The organism is Weizmannia sp. FSL W8-1119 (assembly GCF_038008605.1).
GTDB classification, from domain to species: domain Bacteria; phylum Bacillota; class Bacilli; order Bacillales; family Bacillaceae_C; genus Weizmannia; species Weizmannia coagulans.
Genome location: NZ_JBBOZL010000001.1, coordinates 699204 through 713943, shown reverse-complemented (window position 1 = coordinate 713943; position 14740 = coordinate 699204). Strand labels below are relative to the sequence as shown.

16 protein-coding genes and 1 pseudogene are annotated in these 14740 nt (G+C 48.3%); 1 reads left to right on the top strand and 16 read right to left on the bottom strand.

The annotated features are described in order from the left end of the window. Positions 1 to 250 precede the first annotated feature (250 nt). The 14 genes and pseudogenes from NSQ19_RS15750 to NSQ19_RS03255 form a co-directional block, all read right to left on the bottom strand. A pseudogene (locus NSQ19_RS15750) lies at positions 251 to 364 on the bottom strand (flagellin); the annotation flags it as partial. A gap of 344 nt (positions 365 to 708) precedes the next feature. Then, entirely contained in the window at positions 709 to 1746 is a 1038-nt protein-coding gene (locus tag NSQ19_RS03310; protein ID WP_118497988.1) for a flagellin N-terminal helical domain-containing protein, read from the bottom strand. Between the two features lie 228 nt (positions 1747 to 1974). After that, positions 1975 to 2064 carry an SEC-C metal-binding domain-containing protein gene (locus tag NSQ19_RS15745; protein ID WP_160330826.1) on the bottom strand — a complete coding sequence of 30 codons (90 nt, stop codon included), beginning with the start codon at positions 2062 to 2064 and terminating at the stop codon, positions 1975 to 1977. Positions 2065 to 2182: 118 nt separating this feature from the next. Beyond that, on the bottom strand, positions 2183 to 2422 hold the full coding sequence (gene csrA, locus NSQ19_RS03305; RefSeq protein ID WP_013858616.1) for a carbon storage regulator CsrA: 240 nt from the start codon (positions 2420 to 2422) through the stop codon (positions 2183 to 2185). 4 nt (positions 2423 to 2426) lie between these two features. Then, positions 2427 to 2876, bottom strand: a complete 450-nt coding sequence (gene fliW, locus NSQ19_RS03300; RefSeq protein ID WP_340702379.1) for a flagellar assembly protein FliW — start codon at positions 2874 to 2876, stop codon at positions 2427 to 2429. A gap of 205 nt (positions 2877 to 3081) precedes the next feature. Continuing rightward, entirely contained in the window at positions 3082 to 3975 is an 894-nt protein-coding gene (gene flgL / locus NSQ19_RS03295; RefSeq protein WP_340702378.1) for a flagellar hook-associated protein FlgL, read from the bottom strand. A gap of 14 nt (positions 3976 to 3989) precedes the next feature. Continuing rightward, positions 3990 to 5606 (bottom strand): flagellar hook-associated protein FlgK, encoded by a 1617-nt coding sequence (gene flgK, locus NSQ19_RS03290; RefSeq protein WP_340702377.1) that lies wholly within the window; start codon positions 5604 to 5606, stop codon positions 3990 to 3992. A gap of 22 nt (positions 5607 to 5628) precedes the next feature. Beyond that, positions 5629 to 6099 (bottom strand): flagellar protein FlgN, encoded by a 471-nt coding sequence (locus tag NSQ19_RS03285; protein WP_340702376.1) that lies wholly within the window; start codon positions 6097 to 6099, stop codon positions 5629 to 5631. A 12-nt stretch (positions 6100 to 6111) separates the two neighbouring features. After that, positions 6112 to 6378: a flagellar biosynthesis anti-sigma factor FlgM gene (flgM, locus tag NSQ19_RS03280; protein WP_013858611.1), complete on the bottom strand. Its 267-nt coding sequence runs from the start codon at positions 6376 to 6378 to the stop codon at positions 6112 to 6114. A gap of 70 nt (positions 6379 to 6448) precedes the next feature. Further along, positions 6449 to 6844, bottom strand: a complete 396-nt coding sequence (locus tag NSQ19_RS03275) for a TIGR03826 family flagellar region protein (RefSeq protein WP_061564851.1) — start codon at positions 6842 to 6844, stop codon at positions 6449 to 6451. Positions 6845 to 6910: 66 nt separating this feature from the next. Then, the gene (locus tag NSQ19_RS03270) at positions 6911 to 7618 is read right to left on the bottom strand and encodes a ComF family protein (protein WP_340702375.1); all 708 of its coding nucleotides are present in this window, start codon (positions 7616 to 7618) and stop codon (positions 6911 to 6913) included. Then, complete coding sequence (locus NSQ19_RS03265; RefSeq protein ID WP_265115584.1) at positions 7611 to 8996, bottom strand: DEAD/DEAH box helicase; 1386 nt, start codon at positions 8994 to 8996, stop codon at positions 7611 to 7613. Before NSQ19_RS03265 ends, NSQ19_RS03270 begins: the two co-directional genes overlap by 8 nt. Before the next feature lie 295 nt (positions 8997 to 9291). Then, positions 9292 to 10134 carry a DegV family protein gene (locus NSQ19_RS03260; protein WP_013858605.1) on the bottom strand — a complete coding sequence of 281 codons (843 nt, stop codon included), beginning with the start codon at positions 10132 to 10134 and terminating at the stop codon, positions 9292 to 9294. A 56-nt stretch (positions 10135 to 10190) separates the two neighbouring features. Continuing rightward, on the bottom strand, positions 10191 to 10313 hold the full coding sequence (locus tag NSQ19_RS03255) for a hypothetical protein (RefSeq protein WP_340702374.1): 123 nt from the start codon (positions 10311 to 10313) through the stop codon (positions 10191 to 10193). Between the two features lie 605 nt (positions 10314 to 10918). Here NSQ19_RS03255 and NSQ19_RS03250 point away from each other — a divergent pair. Then, positions 10919 to 12343 carry an amino acid permease gene (locus NSQ19_RS03250; protein WP_161655628.1) on the top strand — a complete coding sequence of 475 codons (1425 nt, stop codon included), beginning with the start codon at positions 10919 to 10921 and terminating at the stop codon, positions 12341 to 12343. A 281-nt stretch (positions 12344 to 12624) separates the two neighbouring features. On the opposite strand, the gene NSQ19_RS03245 is transcribed toward NSQ19_RS03250, so the two are convergent. Then, a complete protein-coding gene (locus NSQ19_RS03245) occupies positions 12625 to 13308 on the bottom strand; it encodes a response regulator transcription factor (protein WP_340702373.1) in 684 nt (227 codons plus the stop codon). 2 nt (positions 13309 to 13310) lie between these two features. Beyond that, positions 13311 to 14474: a sensor histidine kinase gene (locus NSQ19_RS03240; protein WP_327077345.1), complete on the bottom strand. Its 1164-nt coding sequence runs from the start codon at positions 14472 to 14474 to the stop codon at positions 13311 to 13313. Positions 14475 to 14740: the final 266 nt, after the last annotated feature.

The window sequence follows — 14740 nt, the reverse complement described above, 5'->3', positions numbered from 1 at the left end:
AGCATCATCAGCCACGGATAGGCTGATAGGCTGCCGGCGGTATCGCTTTTATCCTTCGTCTATATTGTTCCCACGTTGACCTGAACTTTGTCCAAATCAAATGTATGGAATTCCAAATGCGGGCTCCAAGTGAATGTCCAGTTTCTTCATTCTAACATCGGAATCTGCTCCGCCGGTCAAAAGTGCCGGAAATGGAATATCAAATATAAAAAGGAGGCCCTGGAAAAGGCCTCCTTGGCTAAACCTAAAATTAACGCAACAATTGCAATACTTGCTGTGGCTGCTGGTTGGCTTGAGCCAGCATCGCTTGTGCTGCTTGGGCAAGGATCGATTGCTTCGTTTGTTCAGACATTTCTTTCGCCATCGTGCGAACATTTGCTTTCACAAATGACAAGACTATATCTTCATCCTTCAGCTTTCTGAAGGAGCCGGGCACTTCGGTTGCACCATGTTGAACATGCATTGTGCCACCTACGGATTTCATCGCCATGGCATTTGCTTTAGGCGGTCTATCCTAGTCGTTGGACCTTCTCCACTTTTTCAAGACAGGAGCTCGGCTGCTGATTGCCCAATCTTTTCTTTTTTCAAGCCCTCACGCCTGCCGTTTCCAGCTTCGTTGTGGCAAGAAAAGCTCTCAGGGTTTTCCAGCAATTCACCCGGTGATAATCTCTAACCGTTACCAGTTAGGACGACTGTGCTTGTCACTGCTTACGCAGCTAAAGCATAATCAACGTCACGAATACGTGATTCAGCAGAAGTCAAGTTTTCTGAAGACGTGCTTAGGTTGTTGATTGTATGTTCTAAGCGATTTTGTACTGAACCTAGATTTGCCCTTTCAGTAGAAACTTTCTTAATTGCTCCATCTAATGCTTGAATAGAAGTCTGAGCTTTATCCTTTGTAAGGATATCATTAGAGTTAATTCCAAGTGCGGTTGCATCCATATTATTGATAGATAGATCTATTGTTTGATCTTTATTAGCTCCAATTTGGAACTTTGCAGCTGCAACTGAAATAGTAATAGTATTAGCTGCAGCATCAGCGGCTCCAAAGCTAGAAGCTGACAATGAACTGTTTGCTGTAAAGGAGAAACCTAATTTATCAAAATTAATTGTACTAGAGTTTGTTCCTGTTGGAATAGCAACATTGTCTAATACTTGAGTAGTAGAATTGCCATTCGCATCAGTAAATACAGCAGTTAATTTCACACCAGAGCTTGTACCTTCGGCGGAAGTTAATACAATACTACCCACACTTGATCCACCTACATTATAATCAGTAACCCCTTTCCCGGCTACAATATTTGCTCCCGCTGAGGAAGTTGCACCAAAGCCGCCTTTTAATAAAGTTTTTGTGTTAAATTCTGTTTGATCCGCAATTCTTGTTACTTCTTGTTTAAGCTGTTGGAATTCTTTATCTAAGGCGCTTCTGTCATCATCTGTATTTGTTTCATTAGCAGATTGAACAGATAATTCACGCATACGCTGAAGAATATCATGTGTTTCGTTTAAAGCACCTTCTGCGGTTTGAACTAAAGAAATACCATCTTGTGCATTATTTGTTGCTTGATTTAAACCACGGATTTGTGAACGCATTTTTTCAGAAATTGCTAGACCTGCTGCATCATCAGCAGCACTGTTGATACGAAGCCCTGAAGACAGTTTTTGCATGGCTTTTGATTGCGCGTTGGTTGCAGCATTTAAGTGGTTCAACGTGTTCAACGCTGCAAGGTTGTGGTTGATAATCATCTATGTTTCCTCCTTGAATGTTGTGCACCCACATCCTTGTGGGCGGAATTTTTTAACGGGGTTCGAGGTCGGCCGCCCTGTTCCCCCGCTCACTCTTTATATCGGATGGGGAAACATTTGATTTAATAGTTTTAAAGAAATTTTTTCGTGCGGATTGGTTTTTGAGGGACTGGGAAGTGCGGATACTGTTGTCTTGGGGAGGATTTCCCGTTGTGTGCAGTAACAGGTTCAAAAATATACTGGGGCCTGTTGCTGCCTGCCCTGCCGCCCGCAGCATTTCTTATATTTTTCCCCGCTTCCGCACGAGCATGCCTGCACTAAAATTTGCCCACCCGTTTTTCAAGCCCGATTCCCTCCAAAAAAGCCCGGCACCGTATTGAAAATCAAAAAAGTACCGCTAACCAATGTGTCCCCGGACTTTTTTTAACTGCCCATATCACGCGCCCCCGCTGCCTTTCTTGGATTGGGCAAGCAGATGGAGCAGGCCTTCGATATTTTTTGCGGCGTTCGCGTTTTCTTCCTGTATGTCCAAGTACACTTCTTTCCGGTGAATTTCAACATGTTTCGGGGCGTTGATGCCGATTTTGACCTGGTCGCCGTGGATCGCGGCGATGGTGATTTCAATGTCATCGCCGATTTGGATCGACTCGCCTTTTTTCCGCGATAAAATCAGCATCTTCTCACCCCTTTTCCTTGCCCGGCCCGTCCGCAAAGAGCGGATGCCTTGTGTGGTAATGCCGGTCGTTTAAAATCAGTTGTTTCCCCTTATGGTTCTTTTCGTTCATAATAAGCGGCGCCTGCAAATTGGCTGTTGTTTCCGAAAACGGATCACGGACCGTCAAAATGGCATAAACCCGCACATCTTCCTCTTTTTCAATCGACAGCTGTTCAAGCGTGGCATCGTCAATGTTAAATGCATAATCCCGGAAAAACAAAAACGGGCTTGTGACGACAAAAGCGACATAGGGGGACGCCGTTGACTGGAGGACCATATAAATACCGTCGTCCAAAAGCGGCAGCAACACAAAGGATTTCTCATCCGGAAATCCCGGAATCCCGCCTTCAAAAAGCCATATATCTGCATCCTCTATTTCCACTTCGCCGTGGTATTTTGTTTGAAGCTTCATCATGTTTAGCGAGGGGTCCCCGGCTTTTGCTGCCGGGGAAAACCGCCTTCTCTCCTTTCGATGGTCATATTGTTTTGCGCTTTCTAAAAATCTTGCAGCGCCAGCATTTTCCTGCTCCTAACCGGCGTTCCGGTCCTGCCCCGCCCGGTTTAAAAACATTCAGATAAAAAAACGGCACCACCTGGCAAAGCAGGGTGGTGTCCCCGTATTATTTCAAAAAGTCGAGCAATGTCGGCTGGATCACTTGTGCGCCGACTTTTAACGCAGCAATATAAGCACCGGATGCAACGGAAAAGTCCGTGTACGCCTTGTCGATATCCACATCTTCGTTGCCGGCCATGATCTTCGTTGCCGTTATTTCCTGCTGGGTGACGCGGTCTTTCATCAAATCAAGGCGGTTGCTCCGCGCCCCGGCCTGCGACAGTTCGCTCAGCACGTTGTCAATATGGCCGTCAATTTTGTCCAAATAGCTGCCAAAGCCGCTTGCCGATGTACCGGATTTTAAATCGCTGATTAAATGGTTCAAGTCTTTAAATAGATCATCGGAAAAAGCATTCGCTCCGTTCGCATTGACTTGCAGATAAATGCCTTTTGACAGTTCAATTTTTACCGGATTGGTGTGAATGCCGAGGCTGGTTGAGCCGTCAAACGTGCTGATATCGCCACTGATCGGTTTCTCCGTCGTACTTGTGCCGTTAAAAATATATTTGTCCTTGACTTTCGTGTTGGCAATATTGACAAGCTGGTCGCGGAGCTGTTCCACTTCATCGGCGATCGACTGCCGGTCAGTCGGAGTCTGCGTGTCCGTTGCCCCTTCCACTGTCAGTTCCCGGACCCGCTGCAGCACCTGGTTGGCTTCATCAAGGGCGTCATTTGTCGATTCAATCCAGATGCTGGCTTCCGCGAAGTTGTCTTCGTATTGTTTCACCTGGGCGACGGTTCTCCGGTAGGAAATGCCTTTCATCGCGGACAGCGGATCATCCGAGAGTTTGTTGATCTTTTTGCCGGAAGAAAGCTGTTCCTGGTATTTCGCGAGTTTACTGTAGCTTGTGTTTAAATTGTTCAAAAAATTATTAGCGAGCATCGACTGGGTTACACGCATCGTTTTTCACCTGCCTATCTGCCTACAACGCCCATGCCGTTGATGATTTTATCGAGCATTTCGTCTGTCATGGTGATCATCTTTGCTGCAGCATTATAGGCTTGTTGGTATTTGATCATATTGGTTAATTCCTCATCAACCGATACCGAGCTGACGGACTTCCGGTTCATATCCACCGAATCCAAAAGGGAAGCGGTATTTGTCTGCATATTGCCTGCCTGTTCGGCATCAACCCCGAGCTTTCCAATGAGGCCTTCGTAATTGCTGGTGATGGTGCCGGATGCAAGCGGCAGACCGAGTGCCGCAATGTTAAGCCTGCCACTGATCCCTTCAAGCTGCACGGATTGGCTGCTTAAATCAAAGGTAACCACATTTGCAAGATTAATGGCATTCAGCCCGTCGCCGGAATCGCCATTTGAAGAGGCGGCGATTTTGTCGTATGTAAGGCTGCTGTTGACGGCAATTTGACCCGCGGCCCCTTTGTAGTCCGTTAAGGTACCGAACGTAAAAAAGGCAGTCCCGGCATTCCCTTTAAGGTCTGTCCCTTTTTCGTGGACAGCATTTAATACGTTTCCGAATGTGTAGGCGAGTTTGTCCAGGCTGTCGAGCAAACTCGGATAAGCCCCTGCTTCCACTGTGCCGTTTGCGCCGGCATACTGATAACCGTAGCTGTCAATCAGTCCCAACAGTTTGCCTTGCGGGAACGTGACCTTGCCGGTTGTATCCGCGACAGCAAAATTTTTCCCGCCGATTGTGATGCCGGTCATTTCCCCGTTTGCCGGTGGGCCGTCGAGGATACCGTCGCCGTTGCTGTCGGTGCCCCCTTGTACTTCAACTGCATTGTAATTTGAACCTTGGACAAGGTATACGCTTGTGCCATCCGCAGCGGTCATTTTAATGTTGTAAATGCCGTCCGCATTTGCTTTTGCATTTCCACCGCTTTTTTGGACTTCGACGGTTACGTTCAAATAATTGGACAACTTATCAACAAGGCTGTCCCGCTTGTCATACAAGTCGTTTGGCAAATAACCGTTCGGCTCCAGGACAGCGATCTGTTGGTTTAAGTCGCTGATCTGTTTTAAAGTGGAATTGATATCGTTGACCGATACGCTGATTTCGCTGCCAACATCCGTTTTGTACTGGGAAAGCGTGCTGTTTAAATAGTGGAACGTATCCGTCAGCGTCTGCCCGCGTTCCAAAACAACCGATCGGGCAGATACGTCTTCCGGGTTCGTGCTTAAGTCCTGCAGGGATTCCCAAAATGCTTCCATTGTGTTGGCCAAACTGCTGTCCGTACTGGTTTCGTCCATGACGGCTTCCATTTTGCTTAATGCATCTGATTTGGCGGACCAGTAACCGGCTGCACTGTTGTTTTCCCGGTATTGGACATCGAGATACTTGTCGCGGATCCGCTGCACTTCGCCCGCTTCCACCCCTGTCCCGAGCTGTCCGGCGATGGCCGGGCGGTTCATCGAAGCAGCGGGGTACGGGTCTGTCGCCTGCAAGTTTACCCGCTGCCTTGTGTAGCCGTCGGTATTGGCATTAGCCACGTTCTGCCCGACGGTGTACAGGGCATTCTGTTGGGCCGTTAAAGCCCGCTTTGCTGTTTCTAATCCAAAGAAAGTGGACACCTTGCTCCTCCTCCGTATTGTTTCAGGCCCTTGAGTCAAACCGTGGCATGGCGGACGTCGCTTTTTGCCCGGACGGCGGCCCGTATGTGGCGGGTTCATTTTTCGGATAAATCAGATCCAGCATGAATTGGGTAAATTGAAGGGATTGATAAAGGAGCATCTGGTTCAGCTCATTTTGCTCTTTCAGCTTCCTTGTGATGCCAATCAGGCTTCCCCTCAACGTTTCCAGCCGGGTCCGTGCTTCCCCGGTTGCCGCCGCGATGCAGTCCGACAGTGTCCCGTTGCCGCCGGTAAGCGCCTTTGCCAGCGTTTCCCGTTCCTGTTCAAGTGCGCCGATTGCACGGATATGGGCCTGTTCATCCCGGACGATCTTTTGCAGTTGCCCGATATCCTGCTTTTTCACCGCTTCGGTTTTTTCGGCGGCAAGGGCGAACAGGCTTTCATGGAGCTTCTGCAATTTTTCAAGGCATAGGATCAATTTTTCCGCAGACATTTACGCCACTCCTTACTTGCCTGTAAAATATTTCAATATCCCTTCAGCGGTTTTTTCCGCATCCGGCTGATAGGTTCCGTGCTGTACCTGTTGTTTTAAAGCCTCAATTTTCCGGCTCCGTTCCTGCTCAAGCCGGGACGTTTTTTGCAGCTGTTTGGCTTCTGAAGAAATTTCCACTTTATCCGTTTTCCGGGTGCTAGAGGCGGTTTGCCGCACATCCCGCTTTGTCTGCTGCTGATACGGATTGATCCCTGAAGTATTGACCGGATTGATTTTCATTCAGCTCACCCCTTTTTCAAACGGACTCCGTTCCATTATGTTTATTATATCGGATAAAGCTGCGCAATGTTTACTTGATGTGATAAGTCTTTTTTCTTATTTCTTTCTGCCATTTCTTTTCTTTTTCAAAACGTTCGAGATCTTTTGCAATCGTTTTTGCACATTCTTCGCATAGCTTTCCGGACTGGATCAATTTGCCGCAACGGTCGCAAGGATATGCCAGATTTGGAAAATGCGCAATCAAAAGCCGGCCGTTCCGCACCCATTTGAAAACCAGCTTTTCCGGAACATGGTTTTTTTCAACGATTGTCTCGATCGTTGCCGCACGGTTTTCGCGTTTCCGCAAGAATTGAAAAACCCGTTCAAATGCGGCCTCTTCCTCGCGATAGCAGTCTTCGCACACATCGCGGACGGGATTTTTAACATATAATTTTCCGCAATTCGGGCAGTTTGCCAACTCCGCCATTCGGCCCGCCTCCTTTTTCCGGCACATTGTCTTCTATCTTTTATATCGGCAGAAATCCCGTTGAGTTTAACTTCTTGCCGCGGTTAACGATACAATTTTCCGGGCGCCCGCTTCACGCAACACTTTTGCTGCATGGCGGACGGTCGAACCCGTCGTATAAATATCATCCACCAGCAAAACGGAACGGCCTTCGATTGAAATGTCTTTTTCCATATAAAAAGTTTGGGCCTGATGGATGCGGCCAGCCCGTGTTTTTTTCGATTGTTTTTCAGCATGGACGCGGTGAAGAATGTTTGCCGTTTCGAACCCGGCGGCACGGGCGAGCGCCTCCGCCTGGTTAAAAAGCCGCTCGGAAAGGCGCTCCGGGCTGAGTGGGACTGGTACGATGCAGTCAAATGTGCGGGACTTAAGCACCTCTTTGATGCCGTCCGCAAAAATGGCGGCGAGCGCATAATCTCCGCGAAATTTGAAACGGGTAAAAATATCTTTGCAAAAATCGTTGTACGTATAAAGCGAAATGTTTTCATCCAGCACGCCCGCCCATTCTGGGTCTTGTTCCCATCTGGCGCAGTCAAGGCACAGATCCCCCTCCCGATAAGAAGCATCCAGCCTGGCAAGGGGCCGGGAACATTTCGGGCAGACGGGCGGTGCAATTTTTTCAAGCTGCGCGCGGCAGTCTTCGCAAAGAAGCGGCCCGGGCTGCGGAAAAATCAGATTGTGCCAGGACAGTTTACGGGTAAGCGGCTGGTGGCAGAACAGGCAATATTCATGCATCGAGCAACCCCCGCTTTCCCGCTTCTTCATTCATGGAGAGAATATGGCGCTGTGCTTTCACCATCGCATTTGATTTTCCATAATGGAAGAACGTAACATCCCCATTTGGGAAATCGGCGCTTCTCCCAGCCCGGCCCGCGATCTGGACGAGGGCGGCTTCCGTAAAAATGGCATCTTCCGCCCCGACGACACAGACATCAATGTCCGGGAACGTGACGCCGCGTTCAAGAATGGTCGTCGTCAGCAAAAGCGGCGTTTCGCGGGCGCGCATCTTTTCCACTTTTTCTTTCCGTTCCGGGTCTTCTGCGTGCACCGATTCAATCGACGGATGCAGTTGTTTAAAAACCGGTTCTGCTTTTTTCATGAGGCGGATGTTCGGGAGAAAAAGAAGCGCCTGTTTTCCGGTTTCAAGTCTCTTTTTTACCCATGCTTCAACTGGAACCGGGAGCTGTCCTTTTTCAAACTTTCTCCGCCAGTTGCCTGCCCATTTGAATATAGGAACGGGGAGGGGCTTGCGGTGGTAACGGGCCGGGATCGTGACAAACGGGCGCTTGCCTGCCTTGCATTCAAGCTGCCATGTTTCACCCGGCGTTGCGGTAAGATAAATGCGGGCGCACCTATCTTTTGCCGCTTTTTGGACGGCGCGCTGCAGCGTTTCATCGAAAGTATACGGAAAAGCGTCCACCTCATCCACAATTACGGCATCGAAAGCAGATGCGAAGCGGTACAGCTGGTGGGTAGTGGAGATCACGAGCTGCGCCCATTTATGGCGGTCAGGGCTGCCGCCGTAGAGCGCGGCAATCGGAATATCCGGGAAAACGCGGCGGAAGCGGGGGGCAAGTTCAAGGACGACATCTGTCCTTGGTGTCGCGATGCAGACGCGTTCGCCGTTTGCAAGCGCCGCTTCAATCCCGTTAAAAAGGACCTCTGTTTTACCTGCTCCGCAAACCGCCCAAACCAAGAGCTCATTTTTTTGGAGAATGGCTATTTTGACCGCTTCGGATGCGGCCTGCTGCCCTTCAGAGAGGGTCCCTTCCCAATGGAGCGGGTGCCGAGGCGGGTGGAATGCGGGCGCAGGGCCTGCCCATGTGAAAAGCGGCTTGCATGCGGTAACCCGCCCCATCATCAGGCAGTTCCGGCAATAGATGCTCGTTTTCCCGCAGTGGGCGCAAGGGAATTCGGCAAAAAGATGCGGCGCGCGGTTGCCGCAGCGCAAGCAGACACAGTGCGGGAATTCGCCCTGAATCGCCGGCTCAGCGCGGATCCAGCCTTGTTTTAAGTGCTGTTCGACTAGTTCCGGCGAAAAAGGGATTTCCGGTTCGAGCAGGATCCTCCCTGCGAGGTGGTGTTGAAGCTGTTCGGAGAAAACAGAAGGCAAAGTGATCACTCCTTTGTCAATTGCGGGGGAGTTGGGCAAATGGGGCGGCCCGGTTCCAAACGGATTCGGGAAAAAGCCTGTACGGATGCATGGATTACAACTGCTTATTCAATCGCGGATTGGCCGGCGGGGTTAAGGGCTTGTCCCGGGGAGGATACGCTTAATCGCTAAAATCCTCAAAAGGTATTGGCTGCCCGGCAGGTTTCAAGGCTTGTCCCCGGGCCTGTTATGCCAGGTTTATCCCGGACGATCCCATCTTGCCGGGCTGTTCCAGCGATTTGGAACAGCCTGGCTCTTATTTCAGCATCCAGGCAACGCCGATCGCGCCTTCGCCAAGGTGGGTGGCGATGACCGGGCCGAAGTAGCTGACCGAAAAATCGACGTTTGGAAACCGTTTTTCCAGTTCATCTTTGATTTCAAGCGCCTGTTCTTCCCGGTTAGCATGGATAATGGAGCATTTCAGCGGCAAGCCTTTGGCGGCATCCTCGCCGAGCAGGTCAAAAATCCGGTTGAGCGCTTTTTTCTGGGTGCGGATTTTTTCAAACGGGACAATTTCATCGTCGACAAAAGTTAAAAGCGGCTTGATTTTTAACAGGCTGCCAATAACGGCCTGCGATCCGGACAGCCTTCCGCCGCGCTGAAGGTGGGTGAGATCATCGACCATGAAGTAGGCTTTCGTGGATGCTTTTAATTCATCGAGGCGGGCGAGGATGTCTTCCGGTTCTTTTCCGGCAAGCGCCATTTTCGCCGCATCAATCGCGTAAAATCCCTGTGCCATGCAGCTCCATCCGGAATTGTAAGGGTAAACTTTGATCCCTTCCACCATCCCGGAAGCGGCCACGGCACCCTGGTATGTCCCGCTGATTTTTTTGGACAAGTGGATGCTGATTGCGGCATCGTAGTCTTTTTTAAGCTGTTCAAACAGTTCGACAAACTGGCCGATTGACGGCTGCGAGGATGTCGGGAGCTCGTCCGCCATGCGCATTTTTTCAAAAAACGCCTCTGCTGTAATGTCAATTTCTTCGCGGTATTCTTCCTTCCCGAAAATCACATTCAATGGAATCATGTAAATCGAGTATTTTTCGCGTACTTCTTTTGGAATATAAGCGGTACTGTCGGTCACAATAGCCGTCCTCATTTTTCCATCTCCCTTCCGCTTTACTATTTTTATTTTATAGAATCAGGAACCGTTTGTCAGCCGTCTTCTTTCTGCCATTGTGTAAAAACTTTTTGCATCAGAATTTTAACCTGTTCTTCAAATTCAATAAGACTCTTTGTATCCTTTAATAATCCAGCAATTATTGATATAATATCCATGGGAAGACCTCTCTCTAGATGTTTATTTCATGGTGTACATTTAGATGATAGAGTGTCTTCCTATTTTTTCCACTCATCTGCCCCTGCGAGTAAAATTTTACACATACCTTTCTGCGCAATATGGAAATCTGTTTTGTGGCTGGCGCTTTTTCTAAATTTTCCTTTCAGTTTTTCTGCAAGTGCGCAACATGTTTTTCATTCATGCCGGAGATTCTCTTCACTGCAAAAATATTTTCCCTTACAAAATGACGAAAATTATACAAAATTGTAAATAATACCATGCCTGGAAGCCAAAAAAGGAAGAATTCGTATGGTCCAGCATGCAATCATTCACTTGATGGCGCTTTCTTTTATGGAAAAATGAATTTTTTCTATAAAATGTTCGTGTTTTCACCTTTCTCAAAACTTAATTTTCTGTTTTATCTGTCCTTTACAAATCATGTCATATTTTGTAGAATGTCTAAGGTAACTCAAATGGTGCATGCAACTCAGAGATAAAAAGATGTAACAATCAGATTTAAAATATTTGAAAATTCTCCGTTGGCAAAATTATTGGATCACATCTTCATCACTGGGTTGGCTGCAAATAGAAGGAGATTTTCGAGATGGAATTATTCAGGAAAAAATCAATGGATTACATGCTTAAGCAGGCCCGCGGAAAAAAGAGCCTGCAAAAAGCCCTTGGCCCCTTTGATTTGACCATGCTTGGCGTAGGGGCAGTCATCGGAACAGGCATTTTTGTTTTAACCGGTGTCGTTGCTGCGCAGGCGGCAGGCCCGGCTATTATTCTGTCCTTTATTTTTTCAGGGATTGCCTGTGCGTTAACAGCTTTATGTTACGCTGAATTCGCCTCTATGATCCCTGCTTCGGGAAGTGCATACACTTACAGTTATGCAACGTTTGGCGAGTTGTTTGCCTGGGTGCTTGGATGGGACTTAATTCTGGAATACGGCCTGGCCTGTTCAGTTGTAGCGAGCGGCTGGTCCGCCTATTTCCAGGATCTGGTGCGCGGATTCGGCATCCATTTGCCACAGGCTTTAAGCGGCGCCTATAATCCGGCCAAGGGTTCGTATATCGACCTGATGGCTGTTGTGGTCGTTTTCTTCCTGTCTGCTGTGTTGTTGACCGGCGTGAAGGAATCGAGCAAAATCAATAATGTCATGGTCTGCATCAAAATCGGCGTCATTTTATTGTTCCTCGCCGTCGGGATTTTTTATGTCAAACCGGAGAACTGGACGCCTTTCATGCCTTATGGCTTTAGCGGCATCATTAAAGGGGCGGCAACCGCATTCCTCGCTTACATCGGATTTGATGCCGTTTCATCTGCGGCAGAAGAGGTTCGCAACCCGCAACGGGATATGCCGATCGGGATTATTTCTTCCCTAGCGATTTGCATTGTCCTTTATGTCGCTGTATCCGCAGTGCTGACCGGGATGATTCCGTATGCCAAGCTGAATGTCGGCGATCCGGTTGCGTTTGCGCTCCGTGTTGTCCACCAAAATTGGGTGGCAGGCTTTGTTTCACTCGGTGCGATTCTTGGCATTACAACCGTTCTCTTTGTCATGATGTACGGGCAGACGCGCCTGTTCTTTGCGATCAGCCGCGACGGCCTGCTTCCAAAATCGATCTCGAAACTGACGGAAAAAACAAAAACGCCGACAAGAAGCATCATTTTGACATGGCTGATGGCAACGGTTTTCTCAGCCGTTGTTCCGCTGAACCAGCTTGCAGAATTGACCAATATCGGCACTTTGTTTGCTTTTATTGTTGTCTCGATCAGCGTTATTGTGCTCAGAAAAACACGGCCGGACATCCCGCGCAGTTTTAAAACCCCGTTCGTCCCGGTTATTCCGGTACTGGCAGTGGCCGCCTGCGGTTATTTAATGGTCCACCTGTCGAAAGTGACCTGGATTGGCTTTCTCATATGGTTCATCATCGGGCTTGCCATTTATTTCGGATACGGGTACCGGCACAGTGAACTCGGGCATTGGAAAGATGGCAGAACGCCAGCTGACCCAGTTAAAAATTAAAGCAGGAAAAACGCAGAAAGCAACACCTGTATAAAATGCCGGGCGGGGCAGCGGAAAAGCAAAAATAGCATTTGCATTATGCCGCCATTTTTCTTCAAAGAGGGCAAAAAGCGTACGGACGAACGCTTTTTGCCCTTTTACAATGAAACACCGGAAAATGAAGGTGGCATACAGGTGTATAGTTAAAAAAAGGATCTCCGGCGCGCGGACGCGAACCGGAGATCCTTTTTGTGCGCCATTCAAGGTCTTGGCATACATAAGTGTACGGCCAAGGCCTTGTTTTAGCGGACTTCAACCCACCCGTTTTTAATGGCGGTTACCACCGCCTGGGTAGGGTCTTTTACTTTTAATTTTTGCAAAATATTGCTTACATGGTTTTTCACTGTTTTTTCACTTATGTATAAAGCATCTCCAATCGCCCGGTTGCTTTTTCCGTCCGCGAGCAGCTGCAGCACCTCGCACTCGCGCGGCGTGAGCAAATGCAGCGGCGGGACAACTGCCGGCGGCTGCTGGTAGGCGCCACCCGGTGTATAGCGGTTCGACAATTTGCGGAACTCTTCCACGAGATTATGGGTAATTTTCGGATGCAGATAACTGCCGCCTTCAGCAACCACCTTCACGGCTTCAATCAGCGCATCGGAATCCATTTCTTTTAGCAAATAACCGGTTGCGCCCGATTTTAATGCGTGAGTGACATACGATTCATCATCGTGAATGGAAAGAATAATAATTTTTGTTTCCGGGTAGGCCTCGATCAGCTTTCTTGTTGCCTCTACCCCGTTTTGGTGCGGCATATTGATATCCATCAGGACAACATCCGGATGGTATTTTTCAATAATGCCGAGCGCCTCCTCGCCGTCTTCCCCCTCGGCTACCACTTCAAATGTTTTTTCAAATTCCAAAATTCGCTTGACGCCCTCCCGGAACAACTGGTGGTCGTCAATAATCGCAATTTTTACCGTCATGGTCACCTTTTCTCCTTTTCCAAGTCTAATTGCATCGGGATTTGGATAATCACCAATGTTCCCGCTCCTCTTTTTGAATGGATGGAAATTTCACCATTTAAAAGGCTGACTCGTTCCCTCATGCCGACAATGCCAAAAGCCCCTTCGCGAATGCTGCGGACATCAAAACCGGTGCCGTTGTCTTTGACTGTCGCGATAAAACTGTTTTTCCTCAGCTCCGACTTCACCTGGATTTCTGTTGCCTTCGCATGCTTTAACGCATTTTGGACAGATTCCTGGATGAGGCGGAAAAGCGCGATTTCATAATTGGTCGGAAGCCTTCGTTCTTCCCCGAGATGCCTGTATGTAATAACCGGGCTCCCTTTATAGTTTTCAATCGTAGACAAATATTTTTTTAGCGTCGGAATCAGCCCGAGATCGTCTAATGCCATCGGCCGCAAATCGTAAATAATGCGCCGCACTTCTTTCAATGAATCGCGCACCAGTTCTTTTAACGTGCGCATTTCAGCAATGGCTTCCTCCATGCCATTTTCATGATAAATTTTTTCCACCAGGTCGGAACGGAGCAGCATATTGGCCAGCATTTGTGCGGGACCGTCGTGAATCTCCCGGGAAATACGTTTCCGCTCTTCCTCCTGCGCTTCAATGACACGCAAACCGAATTCCTGTTTATGCTTTGCATCTTCAATCGCCTCACTGATATTTTGCAAGTCGCTTGTTAAATAATTTAACACGACCGTTGTTTGCGAGACGAGATGATTGGCCCGATCAATCGTATCCTTTAATGAATACAGCCTGCGTTCCAGTTCATTTCTTCTTTCACGCAGCTGAAGTTCGCGCTGCCGGTTTATGGACAGCTGGATTTGGATCGTATGTGCCTTCTCATAAGCTTCGCGCACCTGCTTTTCGGAAAAGTCCCGGAAATGCTGGCTTACTTCCGCCAGGCGCCGCCTTGCAAATTTGGACTTCGTTTCCAGCTCGTCTGTCTGCTCAATGACTTTAGCCACTGTTGCTTTGACTTCCTCAAGCTCATTGATGAGCGCATCGTAATCCTGGCGGCATCTTTCTCCGATTTCAAAAATTTCGTGTTTGCTTTCTTCAACTGTTGCAACCATTTTCTCTAGGATCGCATCCAATGCTTTGGAGTCGAATGTTTTAAAAGTCATCTTACTTCCCCCAAAAGGTATAAATAAAGGCTTATCCGAAAGCAGGGCAAGCCACAGCACACACGCGGCTAATGTTATTTTAGCGCGAAAACCGCCGGTAAACGATCAGAAAATAAAGTATAACCGTATATCAGGACTATTTTCCCAGGTACTTTCGTAGGAAAACACGACCCGATATACGGCAGTTCCAACATATTCTTATATACTGAAATTATATCATACAAAAGCATGTTATAATGAGAGAAAAACAGGTTTTGCTAAAGGAA